The following is a 19,049-nucleotide window of genomic DNA, read 5'->3' on the forward strand; positions in this document are numbered from 1 at the left end:
CCCACAGCAAGGGTTGGAGCGCATGGGTTTTGGCGGTGGAGAGTTTTGGAGCGAGGAGTAGAAGCGGATAGCAGGAAATAGCTCCTTAAAAAGAAATATTCAGGTGTTATTTGTTTAGAATCACTTTTAGAAAAAACTCTACTTGCAATTTTTTTTTAGAATTTTATTTGTCGATTTTTGCACTTCGTAATTTGATTTTTAAATGAATATTGCAGAGCCAAAATTTCATCTATTGGTATTATTTGAATTTATTTCTTGTTTTTTGTAAGTCGTGTACAATTCAGCAATAGAAATCACAATTTTGTTCAAAGAAAGTTTTTCCGATATGTTTTTTATGAAAAGAATTCAATTTTCGTAATTTGGTTTTGTTTCCATTTTTTTAAATAGCGACCATTTTTTTATATTCCCTTTTAAATTTTACAATTATGCACACCGTACATTTTGCAATAATTTCACAACGAGTGATTTGTTATCATTAGATTTTATTTACTGGAATGGAAAATCCTTTGTCATTCTAGATGTATTGATTGCGAAATACCAATCGTGTTGTAGGTTGAATTGATATTGTGTATTACTTCTAGATTTATAATATTTTTATTTCCAAAACTAACAATGCAGTACAATATTTTTAAGTTTAATCTTTTTGATGAGAATTATTATATACAATTAAATTTAGAAATTTATGTTATCTATTTAGAAATCAAAAAAATATATGTGTTTTTAGTTATCTTGTTAAAATAAGACAAAAAAATAAAAATTAACAATAATATTCATACATTTGCGTGTAACTAAAAACAAATTTAAATACTTTTGATGAATAAACTATATGATGGTTTCAGAGCTTTATACGCTGGTGATAATATATTGAAAATCACACGTGTAAGATACATTCCAAGGTGGATGGTTTTGTTCTTTGACATTGGTTTAGTTTTCTTTTCCCTACTCATTTCATACTATTTTCTATTTAAATTACATGTAAGGGATAATTTTGAAAATCTGATTGCAATAAAAATAGCTCTAGTACTTGTTGTTAATCTTATATTTATGTTTGTTTTCAGAACTTACGCTGGAATTATCAGGCATTCTACATTTTTTGATTTCTTTAAAATACTATTGTCTTCTGGAAGTAGTTTAGTTACTTTAAACATTTTTAATTACATAATTTATCTTATAAAGGGTAAACCACTATTTCTATATCCTAATATCTTTCTTTTTTTCTTTGTTTCTGTTTCTATTCTTTTTTTCTTTAGAATGGCTACAAAGCGATTTTTTAATGTTTTAATAGATTTTCGAAGAGCTCCTTCTACGATGAATATTGCTGTAGTAGGAGTTGAAGATGTTTCAGTAGCATTAGCCAGAGCAATTATGCACAATCCAAGTTATCCATACAGATTAGGTGCATTTGTTACGAACCGTACAGATTCTAAAAGAGCAGTTTTGTTGGGGCATAATATATATAATAAAAAAGTTTTTTTCAGCAATCCAAAAATTCTAAGAAATTTTGATGCAGTTCTAATTATTAAAGAAATTATGAGTAAGAAAGAGCTTGAAGAATGGATGAATCTGTCTTTGGATAGTGGTCTTAAAGTACTTAAAGCTCCTTCAATAGGTAAGATGCGAGATCAAGATTTGGTAGGAGGGATTAGAAATTTGCAAATAGAAGATCTACTTAATAGAAGGCCTATTAAAATAGAAAATGAAGGTGTTAAAAAAAGGCATTTTGAAAAAAATGTTCTTATAACGGGAGGTGCAGGTTCTATTGGTAGTGAGATTGTGAGACAAGTTGCAGAATTTAATCCTTCTCTGATTGTAGTACTTGATCAAGCAGAATCTCCACTCTATGATTTGGAACTTGAACTCTTGGAGAAGTATCCCAATCAAAAGTTTAAATTTATTTTAGCTGATATTTCAAACCGTTATAGGCTAGAGAAAATTTTTGAGGAATATAATTTCTCTATGGTTTATCATGCTGCGGCGTACAAACACGTTCCATTGATAGAAGATAACCCACACGAAGCTGTTTTTGTAAATATTTTGGGAACAAAGAATGTAGCATTGCTTTCAAAAAAGTACAAAGTGAATAGATTTGTTATGATTTCTACAGATAAAGCAGTAAATCCCACAAATGTGATGGGAGCTTCAAAAAGAGCTGCAGAACTTTTTGTACAATCGCTGCAGAATACAGAAGGAAATATTACAAAATTTATTACCACAAGATTTGGCAATGTATTGGGTTCTAACGGATCTGTAATTCCACATTTTAAAAGACAGATTCAAAAAGGTGGACCTGTAACAATAACTCATCCAGATATTATAAGATATTTTATGACTATTCCCGAGGCATGTGAACTTGTGTTGCAGGCTGGAACAATGGGTGATGGTGGTGAAATATATGTCTTCGATATGGGAGAGCCGGTAAAGATTCTTGATCTGGCAAAAAGAATGATTAAATTGTCAGGATATATACCTGATGAAGATATTAAAATAACTTTTATTGGTCTAAGACCAGGTGAGAAGTTGTACGAAGAACTTTTGAGTGAAAATAGTATCAATATTCCTACACATAATCAGAAAATAATGATTAGTAAAGATGTTTGTGAAGATTTTGATACCGTAAATCGTTTTTTTGCTAAGATTGTGAGATCTGCAGTACGAAGAGATAAAAACGAGGTTGTGTCTCTTCTTAAATTTTTAGTACCAGAATTTATAAGTAATAATTCTGAATTTGAATCTCTTGATAAGAAAACAATTAGTTAAGCTATTGTATTTATATTAACTTTTTATTTTGAAAAATTATCTAATTTGCTTTTTTTTTAAGTACTTTATTAATTATTATTAATAGTTTAATTTTTAGACAAATTTTGTTTAAAAAATAATAATCTTATTTTTGTGAAAATATTAGACATGAATTTTAGAAAAAAATTTATTTTTGGTGCTACTATAGTAATCTTAGCATCTTGTACTCCTAGACAGGAAATTAATTATATGACGGATATAGACAATATTGTTTTGGATAATTCTATCAAGAATAGCAGAAGCAATTTGCAACCTGGTGATCAAATAATTATTACAGTATCCGCACGAGATATGGATGTAGTGAAGCCATTTAACCAAAACTACTCTTCTACAAACACTATTTCACAATATTCTTCTCCTAGTTCAAACAATATACAACAACAGCTTCCTGTAAGCGGTCCTAATTATTTGGTAGATAGTGATTACAATATTATTTTTTCTCAGATTGGGCAAATAAGCGTACAAGGAGAAAATATTGAATCTTTTAGAAGAAAAATGACGGAGCTTATATCAAAATATGTGAAAGATCCTATAGTTGATGTAAAATTGATAAATTTTAGAGTTTCGGTTGTGGGTGAGGTTGCAAGACCAGGAACATATGTTGTTCCAGATGGTAATGCAACACTTATTAGTGCTCTGGGCCTTGCTGGAGATCTCACGGCATATGGAATACGAAAAAACATATTGGTACTTAGAAATGTAGATGGGAAATTTACAAAAGAAAGAGTGGATCTTACAAGTGCAAAGTTTATTAATTCTCCTTACTACTACTTAAAGCAGAATGACATTATCTACGTAGAACCTAATTCTAATAGAGAAAAAGCAGCACGTACAGATCCCAATACAGGTCTGTACATATCTATAGCATCGCTTGCGGGCACTTTGGTACTTGGTATTCTAGCCTTAGTAAGAAGATAATTACGAAATATAATATACACAATGAGTCAAAATTATTTAGAAGAGGAATCTCAAAAAGAAACTTTTAGCTTAAGACAAATTATCAATCCATATATTTTTAGATGGTATTGGTTTATAATTGGTGTTTTTTTATCTGTTATTGTAGCCTGGTTCTTTTTGAGGTATTCAATAACGGTTTATAATACAGAATCTACTCTTTTAATAAAAGAAGTAAATAAATCTACGGCAGGACAGCCTGAAATGTCTATGATGCCAGAAATAGGAGGAATTGGGAGTATGGGAACCAATTCTGTAGATAATGAGATAGAAATCTTAAAATCTAAAAAATTGATGACATCTGTTGTAAAAGAATTGGGATTAGAGACTAATATTTATTCTAAAGGTAAAATAAAAGAAACAGAGCTTTATAAAGAAAAGGCACCTTTCATAGTTAGAATAATAAGCGAAAAAATAAAAGGCAGATATCCTTCACAATCAGTTTATGCAACAATAAAGGGAGGTAAAATTGTGTTAGAATCTGAGGATTTCCCAAAACCAATAACTACAGATTTTAATAAAGCTTTTACAATGCCTTTTGGCGTTGTAATGTTTCAGAAAAACCCTCAATATGTTATCTCTACAAAAGAGTCGCCTAAATTTCGTTTAGCATTTTCATCAGCAATAGATCGTACAAGAGATTTGTTGGGCAAATTGGTTACAGAATTGGTAAAAGAAGAAGCAACCGTTCTTAAACTTTCAATGAATTACCCAATTCCTGAGAAATCTGAAGATATTTTAAATAGACTTGCAATAAATTACAACAGAGAAGCCATTATTGATAAAAATTCTGAAGCACAAAAAACTGCGGAATTTATCGATGGCAGAGTTACTTTGATTGGCAAAGAGCTTGGTCGCGTAGAAAATCAAAAAGAAGATTTTAAATTAAAAAATAATATTGCTGATATTAAAACAGAAGCTGAGCTTTCTTTACAATCTTCTTTAGCAACAAGACAAACACAAGTTCAAAATGAGTCTCAGCTAGAGTTGGTAAACAGCCTTTTAGGATATTTGAATAAGCAAGGTAGTTATCAAATATTACCTTTAAATGTAGGCCTACAAGATTCTAATACATCTGCTGATATTGCAGTTTATAACCAATTGATATCTGAAAGAAACAGATTGTTAGAAAGTTCTACTACACTAAACCCATTAGTGCAAGATATTAGTAAACAAATTGGCAATATGCGTACCGCAATTTCTGGTAGTCTTAACAAAAGCAGATCAGCTTTAGAAATCAATAGAAATGCGATTGAATCTGAACAAAATAGATTGTCTGGAAGAATTTCTAAAGTTCCTATACAAGAAAAGTTATTTAGAAGTATAGAAAGACAACAAACAATCAAAGAAGAGCTGTATCTTTTACTACTTCAGAAAAGAGAAGAAGCTGCAATATCATTAGCTATAGCAGCACCGAAAGCAAGAATAGTAGATGATGCTCTCACTTCACCACAGCCAGTGTCACCAAAGAAAGAGATGATATATCTTGGAGCATTAGCAATTGGTTTACTTCTTCCTCTTGCAGCTATTTATCTTATTGAGCTTTTCAATAATAAAATAAAGTCTAAACAAGATCTAGAAAAACTTTCTGGAGGAAAACCAGTTATTGGTGAGCTCCCTAGTTTGTTAAAAGGAGATTCTGAATTAGTACAATTAAATGATATGTCCCCACTTGCTGAAGCATTTAGGATTTTGATCACCAATATCAATTTTATGCTACCTAAAAATACAAAAGGTAACGTAATCTTTGTTACTTCCACCGTAAAAGGAGAAGGGAAAACTTTTGCCTCAGTAAATTTAGCACTTACTTTGGCTACGCCGAGGAAGAAGGTTATTATTATAGGTTCTGATATTAGAAACCCTCAGTTACAGAGATATAATGATAAAAGAAAAGGTCTTGTAGGACTTTCAGAATTTATGTATGATGATACTTTAGTAAAAGAAGAAATCATTCATCAAACCACATTCAATCCCTATTGCGACGTAATATATTCTGGAGCTATCACTCCAAATCCTACGGAGTTGCTTTCTAATGGTCGTTATGAAGAGTTGGTGGAATCACTGAAGCCAGATTATGACTATATTATTTTAGACACTGCACCGCTTATGCTAGTTACAGATTCTTTCCTTATTGCAGATGTTGCAGATGTTACAATGTATGTAACGAGATCAAATTATACTGAAAAAGAACTAATCAGTTTTGCAAATTCGCAAATAGAGCAGAAGAAAATTAAAAATGTAGCTTTTGTGTTGAATGATGTAAGTAAGAAAAATAGAGGTTACGGATATGGCTATAAATACGGCTACGGATACGGAACCAAACAAGATAAAAAATGGAGAGAATGGCTTAAATTTTAAAAATTAAATCATTTACAGATTTTCTAATTTTATAAAAACTAAAGTCATTTACAAAAAATATGAAAGCAAATCATAAAATTACAGTAATAGGTCTTGGATACGTAGGTTTACCTCTTGCCAGGCTTCTTGCTACAAAATATCCGGTAGTAGGTTTTGATATTAATCAGAGAAGAATTGATGAACTTAATGCAGGAAAAGATTCTACTTTAGAAATTGATGATAAGCTTTTGAAATCTGTCTTGACAAGTATAAACCCTTTTACCGAAAATAGAAATGGACTATACTGCTCATCTGAAATAGATGAAATTAAAGACGCCAATATTTATATCATTACGGTTCCTACACCTGTAGATAAGTATAACAGACCAGATCTCACGCCACTATACAAATCTTCCGAAACGGTAGGTAAAGTATTAAAGAAAGGAGATATTGTGATATATGAATCTACGGTTTACCCAGGAGTTACTGAAGAAGAGTGTGTACCGGTACTAGAAAAAAATTCTGGTTTAAAATTCAATCAAGATTTCTTTGCAGGATATTCTCCTGAAAGAATTAATCCGGGAGATAAAGAGCATACTGTAGATAAAATTCTTAAAGTAACTGCCGGCTCTACACCTGAAATAGGAAAAATTGTTGATGATCTGTATAAATCTGTCATCACTGCAGGAACTCATCTAGCGCCAACCATTAAAGTAGCTGAAGCATCAAAAGTAATAGAAAACTCACAACGTGATGTGAATATTGCATTTATGAATGAGTTGGCAAAAATATTTTCTTTGATGAATATTGATACCCATGATGTTTTAGAAGCAGCAGGAACAAAATGGAATTTCTTAAAATTTAAACCAGGTCTTGTAGGAGGGCATTGTATTGGTGTTGATCCTTTTTACTTAGCTCAAAAAGCGCAAGAAATTGGGTATTATTCTGAATTGATTTTGAGTGCCAGAAGATTAAACGATTCTATGGGAGCTTTCGTGGCTGCACAAGTCATAAAATTAATGATTAAAAAGAATATCTCTGTAAAAGGAGCGAAAATTCTTAATCTAGGAGTTACATTCAAAGAAAACTGCCCAGATATCAGAAATTCAAAAGTAGTAGATGTGATTGCTAATCTTGAGGAATATGGAGTAAAAGTAGACACTTATGATCCTTGGGCAAACCCCAAAGAAGTGCTAGAAGAATATAACATTCAGCTTTTGAATGAAATATCTGAAACTGAAAAATATGACGCAATCATTCTCACCGTTTCACATCAAGAATTTTTAGATTTAAATCTTAAAAACTATCTTATAACTGATGGTATTATATACGATGTGAAGGGTTGTTTAAGCAAAGAATTGGCAGATAGGAGATTGTAATTTAATATATTACATTTTTTTTAAATTTTTATAAAAAATAGCAAATGTTAGAACATGATAGTAGACCTTGGGGAGAATATTGGGTTTTGGAGGATTCTGAAACTCACAAGGTAAAAAGAATTTTGGTAAATCCCGGTGGAAGACTCTCTCTTCAGTATCATCATCATCGTGCTGAAGTATGGACTATTGTCTCGGGTGTAGGCACCATTACAATTGATGATACCATCAAAGATTTTACAGTGGGAGAAGTAGCACAAATTCCTTTAGGTGCACATCATAGAATAGAAAATAAAACTAATGAACCAGTAGTTTTCATTGAAGTACAGTATGGATCTTACTTTGGCGAAGATGATATTGTGAGAGTAGAAGATGATTATAACCGAGCATGAAAATATACAATGTAATTTTATCCGGAGGTGTGGGAAGTAGGCTTTGGCCACTTTCAAGAAAAAACCATCCAAAACAATTCCTCAAAATTTTTGAAGGGAAATCTCTCTTCGAGCTTACAGCACAAAGAAACAAATCTGTGGTAGATGAGCTAATGGTTGTAGGGAATTCAGATCATATTGAATGGAGTAGAGATTTACTTAAAGATATAGATTTACCCAAAATATTTGTAACAGAAACAATTGCAAGAAATACCGCAGCGGCAATTGCTTTTGCTGCTCTTGCAGTAGAGGCTGATGATATTTTGATTATTACACCCTCAGATCACCTAATTCAGAATCAAGAAGCTTACGAAAAATCTTTACTAGATGCCGTAGAACTTGCAAAGAAAGATTTTGTGGTAACCTTTGGGGTTGTACCATCGAAACCAGAAACAGGGTATGGTTATATAGAATATGAAGGGAAAGACGTTCTTTCATTCCGAGAAAAACCCAATACAGAAACTGCCCAAGAATTTTTAGATAAAGGAACCTTTCTTTGGAATTCGGGGATGTTTTGCTTTAAAGCGGGGGTTATGCTTCAGGAACTGAGAAAATATCAGCCAGAAGTTTTTGAAAAATCATCCGAAGCTTGGGAAAAATCTCAAGATAATCTTTTAGATGAAGAATCTTGCAGACAAATACCTTCCATAAGCATTGATTATGCTGTAATGGAACGCTCCAAGCAGATAAAAGTTGTTCCAGCTAATTTCAGATGGAATGATTTAGGATCTTTTGAATCTTTATACGATTATCTTCGCTCAATTGGCCATCCTGCAGACGAAAATGGTAATATGGTTATCGGAACTGAAATCTTCACTGCTTTTGTTGGGATGAAGAATTGTATTTTTGTTCATACACCAGATGCAATTTTGGTTTTACAAAAAGAAAAATCTCAGGATGTGAAGAAAATCTATAGCCAACTAGAGAAGTATCAATCTACATTGAGATAAAAAGTTACTTATTATCTAAAAGCACAATATTAGGAATACCTAGAATAGAATAATAGAGTTGAATTGTAATATATAAACTAAAGTGAAAAGTATAAAATTATGAGTTTAAAAATAGATTTGATAATCTCTTTATTTTACTTGCAGAAATAATAGTTTTGATCAAATTTTATATCAAAAAATATTTTTTTGGAGATACTCATTTTTAAGCAAGATATTTTTAGCTTGCTGAAATCCAGAGATAATGCTTGTTTTTGTTTTAGCATAATATAGATGGTCGGATTTTTCTTCATAAACCAGATTATATTTTGATTCATTTTCCTTCATGGAAATTTGAAAAAAATGTGAGAACAAAACCTAAAAACTACTCTTTGGTAAAAAAAAATCATTTGAAGGATATGAAATGTACTAAAGAAAAGTATAAATCATAAAACATATTTTTATTTTTTGTTAAAACAAAAAATAACTGATATTTGCTGAATAAACAATTATTAATAAAATATTTATTTTTATAAAAAAGATGACGAGTACATTTACTTTAAAAGTTGTTGAGATAAGAAGAGAAACAGAAGATACCGTTACTCTTTGCTTCAAACAACCTGCATTAAAGAAAATTAAATATTTTGCAGGTCAGTATATCACCTTAATTATGAGAATAAACGGGAGAAGATATTTCAGACCTTATTCTTTTTCTTCGGCTCCTGGTATAGATCAGCATCTGGAAGTTACTGTGAAAAGAGTTCCATACGGAATTGTTTCAAATCATATCAATGATGTAGTGCAGGTAGGTGATACTATTGAGGTGCTTTCACCAATGGGAGATTTTACTGTGACTGAAGATTTCTCAGGAAAGAATATTTTCCTCTGGGGTACTGGAAGCGGAATAACCCCATTGATATCAATAGCAAAGTTTGCATTGAATAAATTATCGGATACGAAAGTTCATCTCATTTATGGAAATAGAAATTTTGAAACAACTATATTTCTTGATCAAATTGATTTTCTAAAAAAAACATTTCATTCAAGATTCGAAGCAATTCATTTTCATACCTTACTTACCGTAGAAGAAAACTTTCCGCATATAGTGCAGGGTAGAATTGATGAAGTAAAAGCTTTGAAAATACTTTCAGAACATCCAAATTTTAATGAACAGATTCATTATATATGCGGTCCTTTCGGTTTGAAAGAATCAGTGAAAAAAGCACTTTTCTCGTGCGGATTATCTGAAGAAGCTGTTTATACCGAAGATTTTGAAATGATAAAAAATGAAGAAGACTTTAAAGATATTCAAACTACGGTAATTGGGATTGAATATGAAGGAAATAGAACAGATATTGAAATAATAAAAGGAAAAAGCATTCTTGAAGCAGCTTTAGATGCAGGATTAGATTTGCCTTATTCTTGCCAGACAGGAAACTGCAGTATCTGTAAAGGAAACTTAATAGATGGTAATGCCAAAATGATTGGCCTTAAAGAATCACATAGTAGTAGTCTTTCTGATGACGAATTACTTTTATGCTGTGCTTATCCTTTAAATAATAAAGTTTTAATTAGAATATAACATCATTATATGAAAGTAGTTATTTTAGCAGGGGGTTTAGGAACTAGGCTTATGGAAGAAACAGAAGCACGTCCCAAGCCAATGGTAGAAATTGGAGGAAAACCAATTCTATGGCATATTATGAAAATCTATGAGACCTATGGGTACAACGATTTTGTTTTATGTCTTGGTTATAAAGCACAATCAATTAAAGAATATTTTCTTAATTATTATCTTTATAATTCAGACGTTACCATAGAACTAGAAAAAAATAAAGTTGATGTGCACTTTTCAAATTCTGAATCTTTTAAAGTAACTCTTGTTGATACAGGTTTGATGACAAACACAGCGGGTAGAATAAAAAAAATTCAAAAATACGTCAAAGATGAAACTTTCATGCTTACCTACGGTGACGGAGTATCAGACGTGAATATTACAAACTTGGTAGAGTTTCATAAAACTCATGGCAAACTAGCTACATTGACGAGTATACAGACTCCTGGAAGATTTGGTAATATTGAGATGGATGATGAAGGTAATGTAGATTATTTTGTAGAAAAACCTCAAGGAGACGGAATGTGGATTAATGGAGGTTTTTTTGTTCTGGAACCAGGTATATTTAATTATCTTGAAGGGGATATGGATGATATACAATGGGAAAAAAAACCTTTGATAGAGATTGCTAATGATGGGCAATTGTCTGCATATAAGCATCATGGTTTTTGGAAGCCAATGGATGCTTTGCGAGATAGAATTGAACTAGAGCAACTTTGGAGTTCTGGTAATGCTAAATGGAAAATTTGGTAATATGACTGAGGAACTGAAGAATATATATTCTGGGAAAAAAGTTTTCCTTACAGGGCATACTGGCTTCAAAGGAGCTTGGATGCTTAAACTGCTTTCGATGCTGGGCGCTGAAGTGAAAGGATACGCATTGGAACCTAAAACAAGCGAAGATTTATTTTACCTTATTAAAGGTAACGAGATTTGTCATTCTGTAATAGCTGATTTAAGAAATAAAGAAGTTTTAGAAAAGCAAATTGTAGATTTTCAGCCAGATTTTATTTTTCATTTGGCGGCACAGCCTTTAGTAAGAGTGTCTTACGAAATACCAGCTGAAACTTTCGATGTAAACGTAATCGGTACTGCTAATGTACTGGATGGTGCTAGACAATTAAAAAAATCTTGCACGATAGTCCTCATTACTACAGACAAAGTTTATCATAATAATGAATGGGAATATCCTTATAGAGAAAATGACCGCTTAGGTGGCTACGATCCTTATAGTGCAAGCAAAGCCTGCTGTGAAATTCTTATCAGCTCATACAGAAATTCATTCTTTAATCCTAAAGATTATAATTCTCATAAAAAATCTTTAGTTGTAGCAAGAGCAGGAAATGTAATAGGTGGAGGAGACTGGTCTGAAGATAGATTGATTCCAGATTTTGTAAAAGCTTTAATGAATAATAAGCCTGTAATACTAAGAAATCCAAATGCTGTAAGACCTTGGCAACACGTTTTAGAACCCATCACAGGGTATCTTTTGTTAGGTGCAAAGTTATACAATACTCCTTTAGGATATTCAGAGGCTTACAACTTAGGTCCAAATACTTCTGATACTTTTCCTGTCGTAGACATGGTAAAATATGCTATAGAATCTTTTGGAAGCGGTACTTACGAAATTTTTAGTACAGATAATCAACCCCACGAAGCAGGCCTCCTGAAGCTGGATATCAGCAAAATTATTGCGGAAACAAGGTGGATGCCTAAACTAAATGCTGAAAATGCCGTAAAACTTACAATAGATTGGTATAAAGCTTTTATAAATAAAGGTGAGATGAATCTCTTTACAGAAGAACAAATAAAAAGTTTTTTAGTATATGGCCAGTAACATTCTGCTCACAGGAGCTAGTGGTTTTCTGGGAAGTCATATTCTTAAAGAACTGTTACAAAAAAAATATAATGTTGTTATTTTAAAAAGAGAAGAATCTAATCTTTATAGAATAGAAAATCTTAAAAATTTCTCTGTTTTTACTTTAAAAAAAGACTATTCGAATTTTAATGAGTTGTTTACTCACTTTAAAATAGATACAATTATCCATTTGGCTACAGAGTACGGAAGAAATTTATCTTTTTCAAAAGTACTTGAGGCCAATGTTTTGTTACCGATAAAACTTTTGGAAGCATCTAATAAGACTCATCTTAAATTGTTTGTAAACACAGATAGTTTTTTCAGTAAATTCTCAGATTATCAATATTTACAACCTTACATAAAAACCAAAAAAATATTTCTTGACTATCTGAAAGATATTGAAGATGTGAAAGTAATTAATCTCCAGCTAGAGCATATATATGGAGAATTTGATTCAGATAGTAAATTTATTACCTCTGTAATGAAACAGATGATTAATAATGTAGAAAATATAGAATTGAGTGCGGGAGAGCAAAAAAGAGATTTTGTATATGTAGCCGATGTAGTAAGCGCATACATGAAAATTCTTGAGAAAGAGAATGAGTTACCTTTTTTTGAAACATTTGAAGTAGGGACTGGTCACTCTCTATCTGTAAGAGAATTTGTAGAAAAAATGTATAGCACTACAAAATCTGAATCTAATTTGTTATTCGGAAAATTAACGACTAGAATAAATGAAATTCAAGATTCAAAAGCAAATAACTTATCCCTTAAAAACTTAGGTTGGAATCCTATTTATACCCATAAAGCTGCATTAGAAAGAATATTAAAATTAGAAAATTAGAAAATAATGAAAAATATTGAAGATAAAAATATCATAGAAAGTCTTAGGAGTATTGCACAAAACAAAACAACACAGAATATAGTTGCAGGAGAAAACTATATACCCGTAACAGGTAAAGTTTTGGATGCCGATGATATATTAATGGGAGTAGACGCAGCACTAGACGGTTGGCTTACTGCAGGAAGGTTTGCCAATAAATTTGAAGCTGATTTTGCAGCGTATTTTGGCGCTCATAGATCTTTGCTAGTCAACTCAGGATCATCTGCAAATCTTGTTGCATTCTATGCACTTACATCTCCTAAATTGGGAGACCGTGCTATAAAACCCGGAGATGAAGTAATCACCGTTGCTGCCGGTTTTCCTACTACAGTCAATCCAATTATTCAGTTTGGAGCAATTCCTGTTTTTATAGATGTAGATATTGCAACGCATAATGTAAAAGCAGATATGATTGAGGCAGCAGTAAGTCCAAAAACAAAGGCAATAATGATTGCACATTCTTTAGGAAACCCTTTTGATTTGGATGAAGTAATGCGTGTTGCAAAAAAATATAACCTTTGGGTTGTAGAAGACGACTGCGACTCACTCGGTGCTACCTATAAAGGTAAAAAAACAGGAACCTTTGGTGATTTATCTACCTTTTCTTTTTACCCTGCACATCATATTACCATGGGTGAAGGAGGAGCTGTTTTAATAAATAATCCCATTTTATCAAAAATTGCAGAGAGCTTCCGAGATTGGGGTAGAGACTGCTACTGTGAACCAGGAAAAGACGATACTTGCGGTTGTAGATTCGGACAGCAATTGGGCACACTACCTTACGGATACGATCATAAATATACCTATTCTCACATAGGATTCAACCTGAAGGTTACTGATATGCAAGCTGCCTTTGGTCTGTCTCAAATCAATAAAATTGATGCTTTTGTTCAAAAACGTAAAGAAAATTATGCAGCATTGTATGAAAGAATGAAAGAATTTGAGGAAATTTTTATTTTACCAGAACCCACTCCCAACACAGAACCATCATGGTTTGGTTTTTTATTGACATTGCGTGAAGGAGATTCTAATGATAGACACATGCTGGTGCAGCATTTAGAGAAAAACAAAATTGGTACACGTCTTCTCTTTGGTGGTAACCTACTGAGACAGCCGGCTTACGCGGATATCAATCACAGAGTTGTAGGTACATTAGAAAATACAGATACAATTATGAATCAATCTTTTTGGCTAGGAGTATGGCCAGGATTGAATGAATCTCACTATGATTACATAGCCAAAGTAATAAGGGAATACCTGAACTCATAATGATTGTACAAGCAAAAAATCTTATTTCCAAAATAGGAATAGATGGTGCTGTGTTTTTCACAGTGATGTCTAAAGTTTTGCAGGCAGGTGGAGGTGTTATTTCTATAGTGTTTATTGCCAGATATTTATCGAAGGTAGAACAAGGATATTATTACACTTTTGGAAGCATACTAGCAATTCAAATTTTTTTTGAGTTGGGATTTACTGGTATAATAACTCAATATGTAGCTCATGAGAAGGCACTATTAACCTGGAAGGATGAAATCTATTTAATTGGCGACCAAAAAGCTTTATCGCGAATGTCTTCTCTTTTAAGATTTTGTCTTAAATGGTTTGGTGTACTCTCAGTAGCTCTGTTTTTGGGATTACTGCTTGCTGGCTATTCTTTTTTTGAAAATTACGGTGATGGTAATTCTTCGGTAGAATGGAGGATGCCTTGGTTTATAATGTCATTTTATACAGCAATAACTTTGGTAATGTCACCCATCTTTGCATTTTTAGAAGGATTAGGGAAAGTGAAGCAAATAGCACAAATTAGATTAATTCAGCAGTGTGTACAGTTGCTCATCATGTTTGCACTGTTAATATTTGGAGCCAAACTTTTTGCAAGCCCCATCTCAGTCTTAATTTCACTTATTGTACCAATATTTCTATTATTTTTCAGATCCGAAAAAAAAATATTGAAAAACCTGTGGGTCTCTATTGGAGAATGGAAAGTAGATTACAGAAAAGAAATATTTCCTTTTCAATGGAGAATAGCTTTAAGTTGGATAAGTGGATATTTTATGTTTCAGCTTTTTAATCCAGTTATTTTTGCAACTGAAGGGGCTAAAGTTGCTGGGCAAATGGGAATGACTTTATCTGTACTTGGGGGAGTTTTATCGGTAGCACTAAGCTGGGTAAGTACAAAAGTTCCTTTGTTTTCAGGATTAATTGCTCAAAAGAATTATGTTACTCTAGATCGTGTTTTTTACAAAACATTAATTCAGGCTTCCACAGTTTGTCTTTTTTGTATATTAATTTTCATAGGAGGGGTTTATGTGTTAAAATATTACAATACCCCATCTGGAGATAGATTTTTACCACTATATCTTGTGATACTTTTAGCGCTCTGTACATTTACCACACAGTTAATTAATGCTTTAGCAACCTATCTCAGATGTCATAAAAAGGAGCCGTTTTTAGTTTATTCTATTGTAATGGGATTGCTTACTGCGGGATCTATTTTTCTATTTGGGCATCTTTACGGAATCGATGGTATTGTAGGAGGATATGCTTTTTTAACAGTAATTGTAAGCTTTATGTGGGCCCTGTACATTTTTAAAACAAAAAAGAATAATTGGCATGGATAAACAAAAACTACTATCCATTTGTATTCCTACTTATAATCGGGCTGATATATTAAATCGTACGCTACGAAGTCTAACAACTAATCCTGATTATAATCCAGATTTAATAGAAATAGTTATTTCTGATAACTGTTCAACGGATAATACAAAAGAAGTTGTTGCAATGTATCCTGATATAAAATATTATTGTAATGATGAAAATATAAAGGATTATAACTTTACAAAGGCAATAGAATATGGTACAGCAAAATATGTAAGATTATTTAATGATACTTTGCTTTTTAATTTTGGTGAGTTAGAGTGTATGCTTCGTACTATCAAAAAATACGAAAAAGCTAATGTAAATTTATTTTTCTACAAAAACACATGGTTGCACTCAGATTCAAATATTACTATATCTACGCTAAAAGAATATTTTAAGGAAGTAAGCTTCTATAGTACATGGATTGCAAATACCGGATTTTGGTTGGAAGACTTTAAAAAAATTGAGAATAAAAATCTTTATAGTTATTTGCAGTTTCCTCAGTTAGAATGGAATTATAGAATTGTAGAAAATGGTAAAAAAACAGTCATATATTTTTCAAATATCTTCGAGACATTACAACCACCTAATAAAGGTGGATATAACTTTTTTAATACTTTCATAAATAAGTATTTATACATTGTAAAAAAACAAAGAATCGGTATTTTGAATTATGAACTTGAAAAGTTCAGATTGTTTCGGCATTTCATCTATAATTATCTTGTAGTATTTTTTATAGTTAATAAAGGTGAATATAGTTTTGAAACTAAGGGAGTTGCCAAAATCATTTTTTCAAAATATTGGTATAATTTATATATTTATCCAATTTTAGTTATGTTTATTATAAAAAAAATCACAAATAAATGCAAGCAAGAGTAATAGCACTATATCTACCACAATATCACCCTATTCCAGAAAACGATCAATGGTGGGGAAAAGGATTTACCGAGTGGACGAATGTAGGAAAAGCAAAACCATTATTTAAAAATCACTATCAGCCTAGAGTACCTAAAGATTTAGGTTACTATGATTTGCGTGTTCCGGAAACCAGAAAAGCGCAGGCAGATATGGCTAGAGAATATGGTGTAGAAGGATTTTGTTATTGGCATTATTGGTTTGGTAATGGCAAAAGACTTATAGAAAGACCTTTTAATGAAGTAGTCAACTCAGGAGAGCCAGATTTCCCATTTTGTTTAGCCTGGGCTAATGAATCTTGGAAAGGTTTTGACCATGGCTTGAAAAATAGAAATATGCTTATTGAGCAGCTTTATCCTGGTGAAGAAGATTACACAAATCATTTTTATGAATTACTGCCAGCATTTAAAGATAAAAGGTATATTCAAGTTCAGGGTAAGCCACTTTTTATGATTTATAAACCTTTGGCAAGTGAAGAAATTAAAACCTTCATTAAAGTATGGAGAAAACTAGCGAAAGAAAATGGTCTTGAAGATTTTTATTTCATTGGGCATAGTAATAATTCAACAGTATCTGTGGAAGATGTACTTAAAACCGGTGTAGATGCAGTAAATACAGTAAGATTAGATTATTATCAAATTAAAGAGAGAGGACAATTTGAACGTTTAGTACAAAATCTACGTAAGCAGTTTTTAAGTACAGCCCAAAGATACAGTTACAAAAAAGTTTCTAAGTCTTTTGTAGCACCAGAAATAGATACAAAAGACAATGTTTATCCGTCTATTGTTTCAGGATGGGATCATACACCGAGAAGTCATAAAGAAGGTTTGGTTTTAACAGATTTTACGCCCGAAAACTTTGATACACACGTACAGGATGTACTTAAAATTGTGGAAAATAAGCCAGATGAACACAAAATAGTTTTCATTAAATCTTGGAATGAGTGGGCAGAAGGAAATTACATGGAGCCGGATATAAAATGGGGACTAAAATTTTTAGAAGTTTTGAAAAAGAACCTACACAATAATTTGAAGAAATAAAGAATACTTGAAAAGAATTTTTAATTCATATTTTTCTTAATGAAAAAAGTAGCATTTATAGATACTCAGTCTGTAGGAAATTTCCATGAAATCTTCAACCTTTCTCTTTTATATATCATGTCGCAATCATTTGAGAGGGTTGAATATTTTGCCAGCAAATCTTCAATTGAAAATCTGAAGTCTAAAATTTCATCAAACCCAACACCGGAAAACATTATTTTTAAACAGATTTATGTTCCAGAAGGTAGCACATCATGGCAGATTATGCTAAGAAATCTTTATGGAGCAATCAAGACATTTTTTCTTATTATAAGATTCAGAAAAAACAAAATATTTCTAGGATCACTTAATTCATTTTCTACACCGTATCTAAATCTAGTTTCACGAGTGTTAAAAACGGAGATCAATATAGTTTGCCACGGTGAGCTAGAATATGTAATAAAAAAAGATATTCCGTTGTTTAAACCATTAAGAATATACAAGAAACTTATTTTTTCATTTCTTCAGAAAAAGATTCATCCAGGTATTACGCTGCTGCTGCTGGGAGATTCTATCCGGACCAATCTTGTTGCCTTATTTCCTCAAAATAGCAACCGATATTCTGTAATGAACCATCCTTATTTTTTTAAGAAAAACAACACAAAGCCTAAAGAAAAAAGCAAAATTCTTAATTTGGGCGTAGTAGGGTTTGTATCAAAAGAAAAAGGGATAGACGATTTTTTTCTTCTTGCAGAATATCTTCGGGAAGATATTGAGAAGAAAAATCTTAAATTGAATATAATCGGCTCACACAATTATAATATAGCAGATTATCCTTTAGTAAATTTTATTGCTAATAAGTCTGAAAAGTTAACCATAGATCGTTTTAATAATGAGATTGAAAAACTAGATGCTGTACTATTTTTTTATAACAGTACTATGTATAAATTAACTGCCAGCGGAGCAATCTTTGATGCAATAAACAATAAAAAGAAAATTATAAGCTTAGATAATGACTACTTTAGATCTGTTTTAGGCGATAGTAATATTGGGATAGTTTGCAATAATATAGGTGAAATGAAAAAAGTAATTGAGGAAATAATATCTGGTAAAAATAGTTTTTATTCTACAGATGCTGAGTTTGAAGAGATTCAATCCAGATACGATTACAAAAATATTCTTTTACCCTGAATGCTGTCCATTAATACTTGAAAGACGATATTATGAAGTATAGAGAAATATTGAGCAAACTATATTCTTAAAACTGAATATAATCTAAAGATTAAATTATCTTTGTTT

General features: G+C 31.7%; 15 protein-coding genes. All 15 read left to right on the forward strand.

Annotated features, from left to right (window positions below):
- Positions 1-813: 813 nt before the first annotated feature.
- The 15 genes from BW939_RS11840 (at position 814) to BW939_RS11910 (ending at position 18,941) form a co-directional block, all read left to right on the forward strand.
- Positions 814-2,757, forward strand: coding sequence for a polysaccharide biosynthesis protein (locus BW939_RS11840; protein ID WP_076452233.1), 1,944 nt, complete (start codon positions 814-816; stop codon positions 2,755-2,757).
- A 228-nt stretch (positions 2,758-2,985) separates the two neighbouring features.
- Entirely contained in the window at positions 2,986-3,714 is a 729-nt protein-coding gene (locus BW939_RS11845) for a polysaccharide biosynthesis/export family protein (RefSeq protein WP_228417215.1), read from the forward strand.
- Between the two features lie 21 nt (positions 3,715-3,735).
- Positions 3,736-6,108 carry a GumC family protein gene (locus tag BW939_RS11850; protein WP_076452235.1) on the forward strand — a complete coding sequence of 791 codons (2,373 nt, stop codon included), beginning with the start codon at positions 3,736-3,738 and terminating at the stop codon, positions 6,106-6,108.
- Positions 6,109-6,167: 59 nt separating this feature from the next.
- Positions 6,168-7,466: a nucleotide sugar dehydrogenase gene (locus BW939_RS11855; RefSeq protein WP_076452236.1), complete on the forward strand. Its 1,299-nt coding sequence runs from the start codon at positions 6,168-6,170 to the stop codon at positions 7,464-7,466.
- 44 nt (positions 7,467-7,510) lie between these two features.
- Positions 7,511-7,855, forward strand: a complete 345-nt coding sequence (locus BW939_RS11860; protein WP_076452237.1) for a phosphomannose isomerase type II C-terminal cupin domain — start codon at positions 7,511-7,513, stop codon at positions 7,853-7,855.
- Positions 7,852-8,844 (forward strand): mannose-1-phosphate guanylyltransferase, encoded by a 993-nt coding sequence (locus BW939_RS11865; protein ID WP_076452238.1) that lies wholly within the window; start codon positions 7,852-7,854, stop codon positions 8,842-8,844. The genes BW939_RS11860 and BW939_RS11865 overlap by 4 nt, the downstream gene beginning before the upstream one ends.
- Before the next feature lie 517 nt (positions 8,845-9,361).
- Positions 9,362-10,402 carry an FAD-binding oxidoreductase gene (locus tag BW939_RS11870; RefSeq protein WP_076452239.1) on the forward strand — a complete coding sequence of 347 codons (1,041 nt, stop codon included), beginning with the start codon at positions 9,362-9,364 and terminating at the stop codon, positions 10,400-10,402.
- 9 nt (positions 10,403-10,411) lie between these two features.
- Entirely contained in the window at positions 10,412-11,188 is a 777-nt protein-coding gene (gene rfbF, locus BW939_RS11875; protein ID WP_076452240.1) for a glucose-1-phosphate cytidylyltransferase, read from the forward strand.
- Position 11,189: 1 nt separating this feature from the next.
- Positions 11,190-12,272, forward strand: coding sequence for a CDP-glucose 4,6-dehydratase (gene rfbG, locus BW939_RS11880; protein ID WP_076452394.1), 1,083 nt, complete (start codon positions 11,190-11,192; stop codon positions 12,270-12,272).
- Positions 12,262-13,137: an NAD-dependent epimerase/dehydratase family protein gene (locus BW939_RS11885; protein ID WP_076452241.1), complete on the forward strand. Its 876-nt coding sequence runs from the start codon at positions 12,262-12,264 to the stop codon at positions 13,135-13,137. The genes rfbG and BW939_RS11885 overlap by 11 nt, the downstream gene beginning before the upstream one ends.
- A 6-nt stretch (positions 13,138-13,143) precedes the next feature.
- Complete coding sequence (gene rfbH, locus BW939_RS11890) at positions 13,144-14,445, forward strand: lipopolysaccharide biosynthesis protein RfbH (protein WP_076452242.1); 1,302 nt, start codon at positions 13,144-13,146, stop codon at positions 14,443-14,445.
- Positions 14,445-15,797 (forward strand): lipopolysaccharide biosynthesis protein, encoded by a 1,353-nt coding sequence (locus tag BW939_RS11895; RefSeq protein WP_185115902.1) that lies wholly within the window; start codon positions 14,445-14,447, stop codon positions 15,795-15,797. Before rfbH ends, BW939_RS11895 begins: the two co-directional genes overlap by 1 nt.
- Positions 15,790-16,695 (forward strand): glycosyltransferase family 2 protein, encoded by a 906-nt coding sequence (locus BW939_RS11900; RefSeq protein ID WP_076452243.1) that lies wholly within the window; start codon positions 15,790-15,792, stop codon positions 16,693-16,695. Before BW939_RS11895 ends, BW939_RS11900 begins: the two co-directional genes overlap by 8 nt.
- Positions 16,680-17,771 (forward strand): glycoside hydrolase family 99-like domain-containing protein, encoded by a 1,092-nt coding sequence (locus BW939_RS11905; protein ID WP_076452244.1) that lies wholly within the window; start codon positions 16,680-16,682, stop codon positions 17,769-17,771. The genes BW939_RS11900 and BW939_RS11905 overlap by 16 nt, the downstream gene beginning before the upstream one ends.
- 39 nt (positions 17,772-17,810) lie before the next feature.
- On the forward strand, positions 17,811-18,941 hold the full coding sequence (locus BW939_RS11910; protein ID WP_076452245.1) for a glycosyltransferase family protein: 1,131 nt from the start codon (positions 17,811-17,813) through the stop codon (positions 18,939-18,941).
- Positions 18,942-19,049 lie beyond the last annotated feature (108 nt).

Source organism: Chryseobacterium piscicola, assembly GCF_900156685.1.
Classification (GTDB): domain Bacteria; phylum Bacteroidota; class Bacteroidia; order Flavobacteriales; family Weeksellaceae; genus Chryseobacterium; species Chryseobacterium piscicola.